This is a genomic window from Hydrogenovibrio thermophilus, assembly GCF_004028275.1.
GTDB lineage: Bacteria > Pseudomonadota > Gammaproteobacteria > Thiomicrospirales > Thiomicrospiraceae > Hydrogenovibrio > Hydrogenovibrio thermophilus.
On the sequence record NZ_CP035033.1, the window covers coordinates 153739 to 167876 of the forward strand.

The 14138-nt window shown below is 53.3% G+C and carries 14 protein-coding genes; 8 read left to right on the plus strand and 6 right to left on the minus strand.

The window, feature by feature from the left end:
• Positions 1-16: 16 nt before the first annotated feature.
• Positions 17-1324: a sensor domain-containing diguanylate cyclase gene (locus EPV75_RS00670; RefSeq protein WP_225972347.1), complete on the plus strand. Its 1308-nt coding sequence runs from the start codon at positions 17-19 to the stop codon at positions 1322-1324.
• A 92-nt stretch (positions 1325-1416) separates the two neighbouring features.
• Here the strand turns inward: EPV75_RS00670 and EPV75_RS00675 are convergent, their stop codons facing one another.
• On the minus strand, positions 1417-2340 hold the full coding sequence (locus EPV75_RS00675) for an alpha/beta hydrolase (RefSeq protein ID WP_128384134.1): 924 nt from the start codon (positions 2338-2340) through the stop codon (positions 1417-1419).
• 282 nt (positions 2341-2622) lie between these two features.
• Complete coding sequence (locus EPV75_RS00680) at positions 2623-3297, minus strand: ArsR/SmtB family transcription factor (RefSeq protein ID WP_029939353.1); 675 nt, start codon at positions 3295-3297, stop codon at positions 2623-2625.
• A 224-nt stretch (positions 3298-3521) separates the two neighbouring features.
• On the opposite strand from EPV75_RS00680, the gene EPV75_RS00685 reads away from it, so the two are divergent.
• The 7 genes from EPV75_RS00685 (at position 3522) to EPV75_RS00715 (ending at position 12043) form a co-directional block, all read left to right on the plus strand.
• Positions 3522-4820: an MFS transporter gene (locus tag EPV75_RS00685; protein WP_128384135.1), complete on the plus strand. Its 1299-nt coding sequence runs from the start codon at positions 3522-3524 to the stop codon at positions 4818-4820.
• Positions 4821-4964: 144 nt separating this feature from the next.
• The gene (locus tag EPV75_RS00690; protein ID WP_029939355.1) at positions 4965-5966 is read left to right on the plus strand and encodes an AAA family ATPase; all 1002 of its coding nucleotides are present in this window, start codon (positions 4965-4967) and stop codon (positions 5964-5966) included.
• A gap of 10 nt (positions 5967-5976) precedes the next feature.
• On the plus strand, positions 5977-6963 hold the full coding sequence (locus EPV75_RS00695) for a DUF58 domain-containing protein (protein WP_225972348.1): 987 nt from the start codon (positions 5977-5979) through the stop codon (positions 6961-6963).
• The gene (locus EPV75_RS00700) at positions 6956-7483 is read left to right on the plus strand and encodes a hypothetical protein (protein ID WP_128384136.1); all 528 of its coding nucleotides are present in this window, start codon (positions 6956-6958) and stop codon (positions 7481-7483) included. The genes EPV75_RS00695 and EPV75_RS00700 overlap by 8 nt, the downstream gene beginning before the upstream one ends.
• Complete coding sequence (locus tag EPV75_RS00705; RefSeq protein ID WP_128384137.1) at positions 7480-8571, plus strand: vWA domain-containing protein; 1092 nt, start codon at positions 7480-7482, stop codon at positions 8569-8571. The genes EPV75_RS00700 and EPV75_RS00705 overlap by 4 nt, the downstream gene beginning before the upstream one ends.
• Positions 8571-10565, plus strand: coding sequence for a vWA domain-containing protein (locus tag EPV75_RS00710; protein ID WP_029939359.1), 1995 nt, complete (start codon positions 8571-8573; stop codon positions 10563-10565). The genes EPV75_RS00705 and EPV75_RS00710 overlap by 1 nt, the downstream gene beginning before the upstream one ends.
• The gene (locus EPV75_RS00715; RefSeq protein WP_128384139.1) at positions 10559-12043 is read left to right on the plus strand and encodes a BatD family protein; all 1485 of its coding nucleotides are present in this window, start codon (positions 10559-10561) and stop codon (positions 12041-12043) included. Before EPV75_RS00710 ends, EPV75_RS00715 begins: the two co-directional genes overlap by 7 nt.
• On the opposite strand, the gene EPV75_RS00720 is transcribed toward EPV75_RS00715, so the two are convergent.
• The 4 genes from EPV75_RS00720 to EPV75_RS00735 all read right to left on the minus strand — a co-directional run bounded on the left by EPV75_RS00720 (position 12021) and on the right by EPV75_RS00735 (position 13931).
• The gene (locus EPV75_RS00720; RefSeq protein WP_029939361.1) at positions 12021-12278 is read right to left on the minus strand and encodes a hypothetical protein; all 258 of its coding nucleotides are present in this window, start codon (positions 12276-12278) and stop codon (positions 12021-12023) included. The two genes, EPV75_RS00715 and EPV75_RS00720, sit on opposite strands and share 23 nt — an antisense overlap.
• A 33-nt stretch (positions 12279-12311) precedes the next feature.
• Positions 12312-12734: a thioredoxin TrxC gene (trxC, locus tag EPV75_RS00725; protein ID WP_128384140.1), complete on the minus strand. Its 423-nt coding sequence runs from the start codon at positions 12732-12734 to the stop codon at positions 12312-12314.
• Positions 12735-12823: 89 nt separating this feature from the next.
• Positions 12824-13279, minus strand: a complete 456-nt coding sequence (locus EPV75_RS00730) for a hypothetical protein (protein ID WP_128384141.1) — start codon at positions 13277-13279, stop codon at positions 12824-12826.
• 316 nt (positions 13280-13595) lie between these two features.
• Positions 13596-13931, minus strand: coding sequence for a hypothetical protein (locus EPV75_RS00735; RefSeq protein ID WP_127118922.1), 336 nt, complete (start codon positions 13929-13931; stop codon positions 13596-13598).
• Positions 13932-14138: the final 207 nt, after the last annotated feature.

Genomic DNA, 14138 nt, shown 5'->3' on the forward strand with positions numbered 1-14138 from the left:
TTTGTTTTAAGATGGCGTGATTGAGGTTGAACCCATTACCTTTGCGATTAATCACCCTTTTCGGGTGTTCGACACCGGGAGCCGACTCTTGCAGCAAAAAATCATCGATTTGATTAACAACAGTGAAACCGTGGTGTTTTATTGCGAGTATGCGCCCAAATGGCCGGTGCGTTATCTCACCGATAATTTCGCGGCGTTCGGCTACGACCCGGAGGCGTTGTATCGGCAGGAATTGTGTTATCAGGATTTGATTCACCCCAAGGATTTGGCGCCGTTGGAACAGGAAGTCGCGGCCAAGGCGCGTGACGGCGATTCGCATCTGGCGAAAACCATCCGTTTGCGCAAACCGGACGGCGATTATGCCTGGGTGGACATTCGCTTGACCTTCGAGCGGAATGCGGCGGGTGACGTCACCCATTTGCTGGGTAAAATCGTTGATGTGACCGATAAGGTGCAGGCCGAGGAGCGCCTGAAAATTTTCGCTAAGGTCATCGAGCAAACCGCCGATTTCGTCAAAATTACCGACCGGGACGGCCGATTGGTGTTCGTCAATCAGGCGTTGCTCGACAAAACCGGTTACACCGAAGACGAGCTGTTAGGCAAAACGCCGGGCATGTTGAAATCCGAGATGCAGGATCAGACGAAAGCCAAGGCGCTGTGGGATAAGATTCTCTCCGGACAGGTGTACCAGAATCGCATTATGAACCGTTGCAAAGACGGTTCTACCTACCATGAAGACACTACCATCAGCCCGATTTTCAATGCCGACGGCGACATCGAATATTTCGTGTCCACGGGCAAGGATGTTTCCGAACAGGTCAAGATGCAACAGGCGCTGAATGAGATGGCGATGAAGGATGTGTTGACCGGGCTGTGCAATCGGCGTCATTTGACCGGAGTGATTGAAACGGAAATGCGGCAACGGATGCAGAACGGTCAGACGTTCAGCCTGATTTTGTTCGATGTGGATCATTTCAAACAAATCAACGACGATTACGGGCACGATGTCGGTGATGAAATTCTGATTGAAATTGCGCGTTTGGCGAAACGTTTGAGTCCGGACATCGACCATGTCGGCCGTTGGGGCGGTGAAGAGTTTTTATTGTTGGGGTTGGATTTGGAGCTGCCGTCGGCATTGGGATTGGCGGAAGTGTTGCGGGACGAAGTGGCCTGTTTCGATTTTCCGACCGTTGGACGGGTGACCGTGAGTGTCGGCGTGACCTTGTGCCGGGAGGAGGATACCGAAGCGGATTTATTCAAGCGGGCCGATCAGGCGCTGTATCAAGCCAAGCATAATGGGCGTAATCGGGTGGAAGTCTTTTGACATCAAGGTCGGGAGGGTGATAAAAAAGTGGCCGGATAAACCGGCCACAGGGGAAACATCAAGGTTTCTTAACGTTTCAAGGGGGAAGTCGATTATTCGCCTTTGATGAATTCGGCGGCGTTATCGGCCAGGTCTTCGGCGAAGAAGTCGCGGAAGAAGTGTCCGGCTCCGTCTACAACGGTTACGGTGACTTGTTCGCTTTCAACACCGTTCATTTTCTCTTCCAGGTCGGTGACCACCGTGTCGGCGGAACCGATAACGACCAGCGTCGGTTTCTTGGCGTCTTTCAACAAGGTCGGTGTGTCCATGCGCGGCTCGTTTTTGTAGTAACTGACCACGGCATTGGCCGTTGCGGACGTGTCTTTACAGTAAATGAAGTTGATGTTTTTGATCAGCGTATCGCCTTTACCTTCGGCCACCAGCTTCTCGGCTTTGGCCAGAATCGGCTCGATGGATTGACCGTATTTTTTCTTGTAGTCGGCTTTTTCGGCATCATAGTTCCAAGTGGCCGGGGCAATCAGCACAACGCGTTTGACGGCTGGGTCATCCTGTTCAACACTGAACCAGGCGGTTTGGTTGCCGCCGCGTGAGTGGCCCATCAAGGTGATGTCGCTCGCGCCTTGTTTTTTCAGCCAGTTCAACCAGAAACCGATTTCACCGACAGCGTCTTCATGGCGATGACGGTGCGGGGTTTTACAATCGTATTCACCGTGACGGTCGTCAAGGCCCAAACTCAAGTTAATGGCCAGAGAGCTGATGCCGCGGTCGGCCAACAGTTGTTGAAGATTGGCGTAGGTGCTGCGCCCGGCATGCGTCAGCGTGCCGTGGGTCAGTAGAACCATACCGTCCTGATAGCTTTTGCCGTCCGCCATCAGCAAGTTGGCGTTGACGGTCAAGCTGTTGTATTTCTGTTTGATTTCTTTGCTCTCGGCCGCTTGCGCGGTCAAGGTGAATACCGACAACAGCAAGGCGACCAGCATAAGTGGCAGTCGGTTGAAGCGAGTCATTGTGTTCATGGGAGGTATCCTCTTATTATTGAGGCCTTCACACAGGATGGATACACGGATAAAAATGGTTAAAATTTGTCCGTATCTTCGTTGAAAAACTGGCTAATAGCTCGCTATTAGCGGCGTCTTCCGCCTTGATACGAAAAATTTTTCCTCATTTTTCTCTCGCGTCCCACCTGTGTAAAGGTCTCAGTTGATTTTTCGGATTAAAGTTTAATGTGATTCAAACGCTGAAATGTGGATTAATTATGATTTTAGAAGCGGCTGATATGGTGATGCCGGGAAGCGGGTTTATTCGACTTCGCAGCTTTCGTACGGCAGCCCGGCCGCTTTCCATTCCGGGAACCCTTCCGAAAGTCGCCAGGCCAGGCGACCGGCGGCCTGCAACTGTTCCACCATCTGATAAGAGTAAACACAATAAGGCCCGCGGCAATAGGCGACGATGGTGTCGGTTTCGTCCGCTTCCGGCAGTTTCGCCAGGGTGGTGTCGATGTTTTCCGGCAAGACGTTGATGGCGCCTTTAATGTGCCCTTGCTGGAATTCCTTGGCGGGGCGGACATCCAGAATCAGCACCTTTTCCTGATCGAGTTGTTCGGCCAGCGCTTGGCTGGAAATGACCGGCGTTTGGCTTTTACCGGGCATGATGGCGTCCATCAAACGATCCACTTCCGCCAGATGGGTTTCGGCGGTTTGACGGAGATGATGAACCAGTTGCACCACATCCGAACCGGCCAGTTGGTACAAGCGGTTTTTGCCTTGTTTGCGAACCGCGACCAACCCGGCTTGTTTCAGTTGCTGAAGGTGTCGAGAGGTGTTGGCCAGGCTGAGCCCGGTCAATTGACTGAGTTCTTCGACACTGCGTTCCGCCTGCGCCAAATAATCCATCAGCTCGATGCGCTGCGGCGAGGAAAGGCTGCGTCCGATGAGTGCGAGTTGTTCGAAAAGTTGTTTTTTAACGGTCGACACGGTTTGTCTCCGATGGTTAAAAAGGCTTGTTCGGTTCAGTTTAAGATACTTAGAGCCGTTTTCACAATTCTTGTCATATTTTTCCAAGTGACACAGCGTATCTTATCCAAGACAGGGTTCGGCTGTAAAGGCTTTAATTTAACATTCAATTGATTAATTGAATGTTAAGGAGCGACTCGATATAATACGGCGACTATCCGTTGATTAACAATAGGTCGCCTCTTATGGAACCGCGCCATTCACCCAACCGAACAGACATTGAACACGGCATTTTCGTGAATCGCCACCAGTTTGGTTTGCATCTGTTGCAAATCTTTATGGTGGGGCTGACCATCGGCATGATTCGCGTGGTGGTGCCAGGCCTGGCGGAAACCGAGTTTGGGCTGGCCGATCAGGCATTTTTTCTGCTGACGTCGTTTGTGGTGGTGTTCGGCATCATCAAAGCGGTCATGAATTTATTCGCCGGGCGTTTGAGCGAACAGTACGGTCGAAAATCGGTCTTGGTCTGGGGCTGGTTGGTCGCGCTGCCGGTGCCTTTTTTGCTGTTGTACGCCAACAGTTGGGGCTGGGTGATTGCGGCGACCGTTTTGCTCGGCTTTAACCAGGGGTTAGCCTGGTCGATGGCGCTCAACAGTAAACTGGATTTGGCCAAGCCGTCGCAAAAAGGACTGGTCAACGGCGTGAATGAATTTTCCGGCTATGTTGCGGTCGGGCTGGCGGGCGTGATGACGGCGTATTTCGTGGACTGGTTCGGCGCGCGCGAAGGGCTGTTCATTTTCAGTCTGGCGGTGATTTTGTTGGGATTGGTTTTGGCGGAGTGGACGATTGTGGAAACCCTGCCTTGGGCGGCACGTCATCAGGCCTTGGTGGAAAGCCCGGATGCCGAGCCGGACAGTCGCTCGTTCAAACAATTGTTTCGTTTGGCCAGCCGAGACAATACCGCTTTGGTCGCCATCAATCAGGCCGGCTTGGTGGAAAAATTTACCGATGCGTTGGTGTGGATTTTCCTGCCGGTGTATTTTCTGGCGCAAGGGCTGACCTTGGTGGAAGCCGGAGCGATTATCGCGGTGTACGGCCTGGTCTGGGGCGGCGGTCAATTGGTGACCGGGCCTTTGTCGGATAAGATTGGCCGCAAGGGCTTGATTGTCTGGGGCATGTGGTTATGTGGCGCGGGCGTTTTGGCGATTCCGTTGTCGCAGGGTGTGGTCTGGTGGAGCTTGGAAGCGGGGCTGGTCGGGCTGGGCATGGCCATGTTGTATCCGAATCTGGGCGCGGCCGCCGGGGATTTTGCGCCGGTGGCCCACCGTGCCAGTGTCATCGGCATTTACCGTTTTTGGCGCGATTCCGGTTACGCTTTCGGTGCTTTGGCAATGGGCTTGGCGGCGCAAATTTCGCAGGATTTACAAACGCCTTTTTGGTTGGTTGCGGTGTCGATGGGGCTGTCGGGCATTTGGGTCGCACTGAAAGTGCATTATTCGGATGACAAGGACCCGCCAACCACTGCGAGTGAAAAACGGGGTTAATTCGCCGATAAATTTTTTCAAACCGCTTTTGGGGAGATGAAAGAATGCCCATGGCGGTTTTCTTTTATACTGAACATCAAATAAGGATTTTCTGATGGGTTTCGCATTGGGACGTCCGCAACCTCACGGAGCAAAGGAATCATTATGACTGCAACCGCCACGACCTCTCAGGCCGACTTCACTGTTCTGAAAACGCATTTGCAAAAAGTCATCGTCGGGCAGGAGGATTTGCTGGACAGGATGATGATTGCCATGCTCACCGGCGGTCACTTGTTGTTGGAAGGGCCGCCAGGCCTGGCGAAAACCACGGCAGTGAAAACCTTGGCGGATGCGGTGAAAGCCTCTTTTCAACGTATCCAGTTTACCCCGGATTTAATGCCGGGCGATGTCATGGGCTCCGATATCCTTGATCCGAATACCGGGCAACTGACCTTTGTAAAAGGCCCGGTATTCAATGAAATTCTGCTGGCGGACGAAATCAACCGTGCGCCGCCGAAAGTGCAGTCCGCTTTGCTGGAAGCCATGGCGGAGAAACAAGTCACCGCCGGTGGACTGACGCGTGAATTGCCGGAGCTGTTCATTGTGATGGCCACGCAGAACCCGTTGGAACAAAGCGGGACTTATCCGTTGCCGGAAGCCCAGCTCGACCGCTTCATGCTGCACGTGGTATTGGATTACCCGGATGAAGTGGAAGAATTGGAAATTCTGCGCCGTGATCGCGCCCATCATTTCGGTGAGGACAAAGAGAAATTGTCGGCGTTCTTAACGCCGGAAAAAGTCATGGCGGCGCGCCATCAAATTGCCGAACAATATGTCTCCGAAGCGGTGGAAAAATACATGGTGGCGCTGGTCGGCGCCACACGTCGTTTGGCGCAATGGGACGCGGACATGGCCGAGGTATTGGAAATCGGCGCTTCGCCGCGCGCGACCTTATCGTTGTTGCACGCTGCCAGCGCCAAAGCCTGGTTGGAACAGCGCGATTTTGTGACGCCGGACGATGCCATTGCCTTGTTGCCGGATGTATTACGCCACCGTATTCGAGTCAGTTTTGCCGGTCGCGCGCAGCAGTGGACCGAAGACGCTGTTATCGAGCGCATTATCGAATTGGTGCCGGTCCCGGTTGCAACGGAAGCGCAGCCGGGTTAAGGGGACGTCTGTGCTTCGTTGGATGCAATCGGCCTTTGCCAACTGGTTTCCCGGCTTGAAGCCGGGAGCCGGCGTGCCCGAAACCGCTCGTCTGACCGACCCGATTCTGTCGGCGCGCGCCATTCATGCCTTAGCCGATGAGGTGGCGCAATTGGGCGACAAAATCGGCGTCAATCCGAAAGCCAGTGATGCCCGCAAACAGGGCGAACAAACCAGTCGTTATCTGGGTTCGGGCATGGAGTACGAAGAAAGTCGCGCGTATCAACCCGGCGATGATGTCCGTCATCTCAACTGGCGTTTAATGGCACGGACTGGTCAGGCTTATACCAAATTGTTTCAGGAAGAACGTCAGGAAAGTTGGACGGTGATTGTCGATCAGCGCCAGTCGATGCGTTTCGGCACGCAATCACGATTGAAGGTGGTGCAAGCGGCCAGGGCGGCCGGTTTATTCGCCTGGTTGGCGGAACAAAATGCCCGTCCGTTGGAAGGGGTCGCCCTGGCGGAAGGTGCGCGTACGTCGCCGATTTTCGAAGGGCGCGGTACTTTCGAACGGTTTATGGAATTTGTCTCGGTGCCTTGTCCGCCATTGCGAAACGTCACCGAATCACGATTGTCGGATGAACTGTTGGCGTGTTTGAGTCGGTTGCAGTCCGGCTCGCGGTTGGTGATTTTGAGCGATTTTGCCGATCTGGACGACGCCAGTCTGCGGGTGTTGGCCGCGCTCAGTGAAAAAGTGATGGTGCAGGCGGTGTTGTTGGAAGATCCGGTGGAGCGGAATCTGCCAAAACTGCCCGGTTTGAAACTGCAGTCGCTGAACGGCGGGTTTGAATTGGACCATTTGTCGGAACGCCAGCACCACAGTTATCAGCAATGGGCGCAACATTATTTTGACGAAAAAATACACCGGCTGGCAGGCCTGGGCATTTCGGCGGTGTCGTTATCGACAGTCGATTCACTGGCGCATTTGACGGAAGCGTTGGGAGAACAATATGGCTGATACCCAAGCGATGCAAATGGCGGAAAACACCTTAATCGACATTGAAGTGCCCATGCCGCCGGGGATTGACTGGCTAGGCGGTTTGTTGATGTTGGGCTGGGGCTTGCTGGCTGTGTTGGTTGTGCTGTTGTTGGGCACGATGGTCTGGTTTGTTTGGCGCCGGGCTCAGTTGTATTGGCGTTTGGAGCGTCTCAAGCGTGCGCTTGCGAAATCATCTTCTGAACATGGCGCAGTGCAGTTGTATCAAGCGCTGCAAACCGCCAAACGCCATGATTTATTGACTTCTGACGCCGAAGCGCCGCTCAAGCAGGCAATCGATCAGGCCTGCTTCGGGCCGAAAACCGTTTCACGTGAAACCTTGTCTTCTTTGATTCAAACCTTTCAAGCGGAATTGAAAGCCGCAGCGCCTTCAATGGGCGACGCTGTACGCGCCTTGCCGACGATTGTGCGCACCGGTCTGAAGCGGTTAGGCCTTGGGCGCGCAAACGCCGAACAAACCCTGCGAGGCAATCACAAATGACTTGGGAAGCCTTGATTGATGCTTTGAAATCCTGGCACGAAGTGACCTTTCAAATGCCGTGGGCGTTTGCCGCGTTGATTCCGGTCGGTTTGCTATGGGCATGGCATGTCTGGCGGCCAGCGCGTTCCGATTGGGATCAGACGGTGATCGCGCAGTCGTTATTGTTCCGCCATTCGTTGATTGACCGGCTCGGGTACGATGCGGCCAAACCGCGTTCCCATAAAAGCTTGCGTTGGCTGTTGAATGGTTTGCGGGTATTGATTTTTTTAGCGTTGGTGACGGCGCTGGCGCAGCCGGTCAAGAAAGTGCCGTTACCACCGGAACCGCAAACCAAAACCGTGCGCGACATCGTGTTCGTGGTGGAAACCTCGGTCAGTATGGTGTTGGAGGATTATCAGCTCGGCGGTGAATCGAAAAGCCGAATTGAGGTGATTCGAAATGTGCTGGATCGGTTTATTTCCGGTTTGGCCGGGAATCGCTTTGGCTTTATTTTGTATGCCGATGAGGCCTTTACCTTGATGCCGTTGACGTCCGACGGCACGACGGCGCGTTTGATGTTGAAACGATTGGAACCTTATCTGGCGGGCCGTACCGATGAGGGTACCGGTGCGGCTTTGGGCTTGGCGTTGCAACAGGTCGAGCAGGGCACCGACACCACGGAAAACCGGGTCATCGTCTTGATCTCCGACGGTTCGACCCGCGACAGCGCCATCCCGATTTCGGAAGCGATTAATTATGCGCAAGGTTTGAACGTGCCGATTTACACGGTCGGTATCGGTTCGCGCTCCGACGACGCCGACCAGCGCGAATTCCGCGGGTTGTTGTATGAACCGCTGGAATCCGGGTCTTTGAAACAAATCGCGGCGGAAACCGGCGGGCGTTATCATCAAGTGGGCAGCGGCGCCGATTTACAACAGGTGTTGCAGGCGATTGACCAGACCGAAGGCGTGAGCATTGACGTGCCGCGTCCGAAATTTCGTGAAATCGCCCTGTATCCGTATTTCGTCGCCTTGGCGTTGGCGCTGTTTATTGTGTATTTTGCCTCGGTGCAGTTGCTGGCCGGACGTTTGCAGCAGGAGGCCGCGTGATGGATGCCTGGTTGCAATGGGAGTGGCGCGACGCGACGACGCTGTGGTTTTTATTGGCGCCATTGGTGTGGGGACTGGTTTCGACTTGGTTGCGACGCCGCCAAACCGCGCAATACGCCGAAAGCCATTTACTGCCTTGGGTGAAGGTCACGCCGGAGGCGTTATTGGCCGAAGCGGCACAGGTGGAACAGACCACACAAAGACGCAAACTGGCCAGGCCTGGGCGTTTTGTGCGCGGCCTGTGGCGATTTGTAGCTGGGTTATTCCAACCGAAATGGTTGCTGTCGTTGGCGTGGATGTGTTTGATTATCGCCTTGGCGGGGCCGCGCACCTTGGTGCCGTCGCCACAGGAATCGACGCGCGCCGGTGTCGATATTCTGGTGGCGTTGGACACTTCGCGTTCCATGCTGGTTCAAGATGTGGCGCCGAACCGTTTCTTGCAAGCCCGTGCCTTGGTGGAGTCGTTGGCCAATCGTTTGGAACCGGATGACCGTTTGGGACTGATGGTGTTTGCCGGTCGGCCGCATTTGGTGGCGCCTTTGTCATTTGACCGAGCCTTGTTCGAGCATTATCTGAACTTGGTGCGTCCCGGCATTTTGCCGACGCGCGGTTCCGATGAAGAAGCTGCCGTGGCGTTTGGTTTGGAACACCTCCAACAGACAGCCGGCCCCGCCAAGGTGCTGTTGATGTTTACCAATGGTCAGCCGGCTCCGGAGTCGCTGGAAGCGGTTTCCGAGCGATTGAAAGCGGCGGTGGCTTCGGTCAAGGAAAGTCAAACCCAGGTGGTGTTGGTTGGTGTCGGACGTGAAACCCCCAGCCCGATACCGTCAATGAATCACCCCAGTGGCACCGTGTATGTGCATGGTCGTCAGGTGCGTTCCCAGCTGGAAAGCGCGGAATTGAGCAAACTGGCAGCGCAGTTGGGCGGGGATTATGTGACGGCGAACCGTTCCGGTGATTTTTTGGAACAACTGTTGAATTTGGTGGCACAACAGGCGGAAAAACGTACTTTCCAAGCCTCTCAGCCGGTGTGGCAGGATCATGCGGAAGGCTTTCTTTGGGCGGCGTTTTTCGCGTTATTGTGGAGTTTTTTCCCGGTCAAACGACGTTTTGTCGATCAACGCTTTTCAGCAAAAAGCAGCTCGAAAGCCAACCTAACGGTTGGGCTGGCGGTGGTTGGCGTCGCTTTGATGAGCGGGCTTCAACCGAAGCCGGTGTGGGCGGACACTCAGGTGGGCACCGCTCAAAAGGCGTATGAGGCGTTTCAATCACAGGATTACGATACGGCTCAGGAAACTTATAACGAATTATCGACGTATCAAGGCCTGTTCGGCGCCGGTGCGGCTGCTTACCGCAATAAAGACTTCGAATCTTCGGTGGCGTATTTTCGTGACGCCGCGGTGTTGGGGTTAACCGATTCCGAACGGGCTCAAGCCTTGTTCAATTTGGGGAACAGTTATTATCAGGCCGGTCTATTGCCACAGGCGATTGAAGCCTATGAACAGGCGTTGGTGTATCAGTCGGATTACGATAAAGCCAAACATAATTTAGCCTTGGCAAAGCGTCAACGACAACGGCAAAGTGGCCAGCAACAAAATGAAGAACAAGGCGACGGTCAGGGCGAAGGCACCACCAGCCGCGATGCCGATGGCGCGTTTTACGGCGGACAGCGCCCGAACCCGGATGAAGTGGGCGAAGGGGCGTCCGGTGACGCGCCGGAAGGCGAAAAGGATGGTCGGGAATTCATTTTGCCGGATCAGCCGGAAGGCACGGATTTTTCATTGGAGTCAGGGTCTCAAATGCAATTGAACGACACCGCCAATGCGATTTTGGACCAGCAACAGCGGGTGCGCCGTATTGAACAATTTGAGCACGATATGCAGAAAGTGGACGATAATCAGTCGTTATTATTGAAAAACCTGTTTGAGCGAGAGGAAGGCTTCCAGGCCTCGCAGGACGAACCGCATCCATTGCCGGGGGTGAAACCATGGTAAACCTTTGGCGGCGTTTTGGGGTTCTCATCGGGTTCGGGTTATTTTTACCAGGCCTGGTGTTGGCGGACAGCCGTATGTACCCCGAAGAAGTGGTGCTTGGGAATCCGGTGACCTGGATTATCAGTGGCGAGCAGGTAGAAAACGATTTCGAACAGCTTGATTTAAGCGTGTTGAAACAACATTTTGTCATTCATGATATTGAAGGGGGCTCCAGCCGCTTACGCCTTCGACTCTACCCATATGAAGCCGGGGTGTTTCAATTACCGGCCATGCATCATGGCGGGCTCCACGTGAAACCCATCACCATTCATGTGCAGGAAAACCCGGAAGTTTCCGTTACTTGGCAGGCACCACAAAAACAGGCCTATCCGGACGAAGTGCTGTATTGGCGCGCCGATGTTTCGGCCAAAGGGGAGAATATTCCGATCCGTGTTTTAGCGACGGAGAATGACCCGAATCAGGTGTATCAATGGCTGGGGACGGCGGAGCCGAAGGCCGACCACACCTTGTTTGAAAACCATGTGCGTTTAATTTCCGCGGTGCGTTTTCTGAAACCGGGCGCCTATTCCTTGCCGTCACCGGGGGTGCGAGTGGATTCATCGGCATATCGTCATGAATTGTTCTTTGCGCCGCCACAAGCGGTTCAAGTAAGGCCGATGCCCTCCTATTTACCGGCTGTGTTGCCGGTTGGTCAGGTCTCGTTAAGCGCCGATTTCAACCCATTTTGGGTGGTGACAGGGGATTTGTACCACTGGGTTTGGCACTTGAACGGTCAGAATGTCACCGACGAGCAATTGCCGAATCTGGCCTCGCAATTGACCGATACCGACGGGTTTGAATGGTTGATGCCGACGGTGGAGCGGACTCAGGCGGTGACCGAGTCCGGTTTGATGAGCCGGGCGGAAATCGACCAGCCATTTCGGATTTTGGAATACGGCTGGGTGCGTTTGCCGGCGTTGCGTGTGACCTATTTCAATCCGCAAAGCGGTCGTTTGGAGGATGTGGTTTTCCCGGCGCAGTCGATGGTGGCCTTGCCGGGCGCGGTGATCGTGTTCGGGCAATTCTTATTGGCGCTCTTGGCCCTTGTGAGCTTAAGAGTGATTTGGTTGGGGCTGCGGGAAGCGTTTTTGAAGTGGCGTTTGCTGGCCGGTTTGAAGCAAGCCGATAGTGTGCTTCAGGTTTGGCAATCTGTGGATGCTTGGTCGCGTCGCCAGCTGAGTCATCGACAAAATGGCCAGGCCTGGCCGGTTCCGGTTATATCAAAAGACGTTTCCGGTTCGCGGCAACCGAGCCTGGGAAGCTGGTTGCAAGTGTTTGAATCCGAGTACGGTGACAATGCACAGGCGCGGACGCTGGTGGACAGATTGAACGAACAGTTGTATTCAGAACGCCATCCGGCGGTGAAGTTGGCGGCCCTGGACTGGGCCAAGTCGTTACCGCTGTTTAAAGTATCGTTCAGTCGTTTGCGCCGTTTTTGAGGGCGCCGAAGGTCTGGCGGTATTTTTTATAAGCAATCGCTAAGGCGTAAATCAGCGCGATCCAGATAATGGTTTGTCCGGCATAAGATAGACCGATGGAAAAGGTGTTTTCACGGATAAAACTGGGCACCATCAGCAGAACGCCGAGTACCCAGCCCAGAAAAATGGTTTTCAAGGCGATTTTCAAAATGCCTTTCATTAACAGTTGTTTGTGTTCTTTGGAACCGATTTCCATAGTCTTTCCTTGCCGTTGGAAGAAGTGACCCGATTATAGAGCACTTTTGACCCAATTCACAAAACTTCCCAAATCCATCGCACCGGATTGGCGGGTGACTTCCTGGCCATTTTCAAAAATGGCCAAGGTCGGGATGGAACGAATATTGAACTGAGCGGCCACCTGTTGTTCATTTTCGGTATTGATTTTCACCAAGCGGGCATGGGGTTCCAATTGGGCCGCAGCCTGAGAAAAGGTGGGTGCGAACATTTTGCACGGGCCGCACCAGGGCGCCCAGAAATCGACCACCAACGGTTGGTCGGTTTTTTGCAAAGCGCGCAGGAATTGCTGGCCGGTCATTTCCACCGGTTGGCCAGTGAAGACGGGTTGTTTGCATTTTCCGCAATTGGGCGATTCAGAGAGTTTTTCGTCTGGAATGCGGTTAAGTCCGCCGCAGTGTGGGCACATGATAATCATCGTTGGGTTCCTCTAAAAAAGTTCGCTTAAGCGCGCTCGATAAGGTTAATTTCTCATTTAATAGGGACGATGACGCGCCTTTCAAGCGTTTATTTCAACCAGTCCGGTTTGGGACTTTCCCGTTTGCCGGCTTCAAACCCTTCGTCAACAAAACCGTGCAAGGTAAGATCGTGGCTGTGAATCAGCTCGATTAATTTTGGGTCGTCGGCGGTCAGTTTCGCTTCCACACCGTTTTCAATCGCGCGATATTCCATTCGGATCTGATCTTTATATTCGAATAAGGCCGCGAACAGCGGATCCCAGGAGCGGATGGCGCGCCCCATGCCAAAGCGTTTTTCCATGCCTTGAACATGCGCCTGTAATACTTTCGCCAGTTCCGGGTCATCGCTGGTGGTGCGGGCAATAATGCCGTTTTCCAGCCGTTCGGTTTCGCGGGATAAGGCTTGGTGGTGTTCCAAGAGTTTTGAGAAGAGGGCTTGGTCTTGGCGATGTTGTTCATCGGTGCCGTGCCCGTGACGATAAGGTTTTCCGTTAACCGTTTTCATAAGCAATGCCTCGTTGAAAAGGGAGGTGAGGGTTTATTTTAGACAAAAAAAAGCGCGATAGGGTCAATATCGCGCTTCGTTCTATCTGAGGAGCGGATTCAAAAAGCTGAGGAGACCATTTTGAATCACAATTAATTTTGAGGTTTTAAGGGTAAAACCAACTTAACGTCGTCCTTTTCATTAAGCTTGAGTTCAGTGTATTGGTTTCAATGGAGTTGGTCAATTCGATAAGCTTGAAGGAGTATGAAGGACTCTTGAAGGAAGTGTGTCCACTATGAAAAACCGCCAGGCCTGGCGGTTTTCGGTTTGATTTCGGTTAAACCGGAATCTCGTCTTGTGAGGCCATGTAGTTGGCGCGCAATTGTAAGTCGGATGCGGAACTCAAGTTGTTAGTGGCTTGGTTCGCGTCGATTGGCGCGTCTTCGACCGATTGCATATCGTTCACCGTCTGGCTTTTCACCAAATCACGGTAATCGACGGCTTGTGCTTTCGATTGATCCGACAAAGTCACCGTCGTGTTATTGGCGGAAGATGTTTCGGCCGTGGTTTTATCAGTCACTTTCGGCTCTTTCGCCAAAACGTCCGTCAAGCCGTTCGACTGCGTATAAAGCGCTTGAGTCGCCGAGGCGAGTGCGGGGTTGACGTTGTTCATAATGACCTCCTTAAATCCATTAAGGGTGTTCGATAAAGTAACTCTTTGATTTCATTATAGTTAAAAAACAGAAAAAGTCCAGTAAGTATTTGTTTCGTTAGGAAATTAACATATTTGGATAAATATGACCCTAGGTACAGTATGTTTTCCGGCTTAAATCGCTTACTCTATGGTCAGAAAAATATATATAGAAACAAAAATCATCAA

Bases quoted from the DNA above. Each gene is read 5' to 3' on its own strand.
- EPV75_RS00730 (WP_128384141.1), bottom strand. From the start codon at position 13,279: ATGAAAACGGTTAACGGAAAACCTTATCGTCACGGGCACGGCACCGAT.
- EPV75_RS00715 (WP_128384139.1), top strand. From the start codon at position 10,559: ATGGTAAACCTTTGGCGGCGTTTTGGGGTTCTCATCGGGTTCGGGTTA.
- trxC (WP_128384140.1), bottom strand. From the start codon at position 12,734: ATGATTATCATGTGCCCACACTGCGGCGGACTTAACCGCATTCCAGAC.
- EPV75_RS00700 (WP_128384136.1), top strand. From the start codon at position 6,956: ATGGCTGATACCCAAGCGATGCAAATGGCGGAAAACACCTTAATCGAC.
- EPV75_RS00675 (WP_128384134.1), bottom strand. From the start codon at position 2,340: ATGAACACAATGACTCGCTTCAACCGACTGCCACTTATGCTGGTCGCC.
- EPV75_RS00705 (WP_128384137.1), top strand. From the start codon at position 7,480: ATGACTTGGGAAGCCTTGATTGATGCTTTGAAATCCTGGCACGAAGTG.
- EPV75_RS00710 (WP_029939359.1), top strand. From the start codon at position 8,571: ATGGATGCCTGGTTGCAATGGGAGTGGCGCGACGCGACGACGCTGTGG.
- EPV75_RS00735 (WP_127118922.1), bottom strand. From the start codon at position 13,931: ATGAACAACGTCAACCCCGCACTCGCCTCGGCGACTCAAGCGCTTTAT.
- EPV75_RS00720 (WP_029939361.1), bottom strand. From the start codon at position 12,278: ATGGAAATCGGTTCCAAAGAACACAAACAACTGTTAATGAAAGGCATT.
- EPV75_RS00690 (WP_029939355.1), top strand. From the start codon at position 4,965: ATGACTGCAACCGCCACGACCTCTCAGGCCGACTTCACTGTTCTGAAA.
- EPV75_RS00685 (WP_128384135.1), top strand. From the start codon at position 3,522: ATGGAACCGCGCCATTCACCCAACCGAACAGACATTGAACACGGCATT.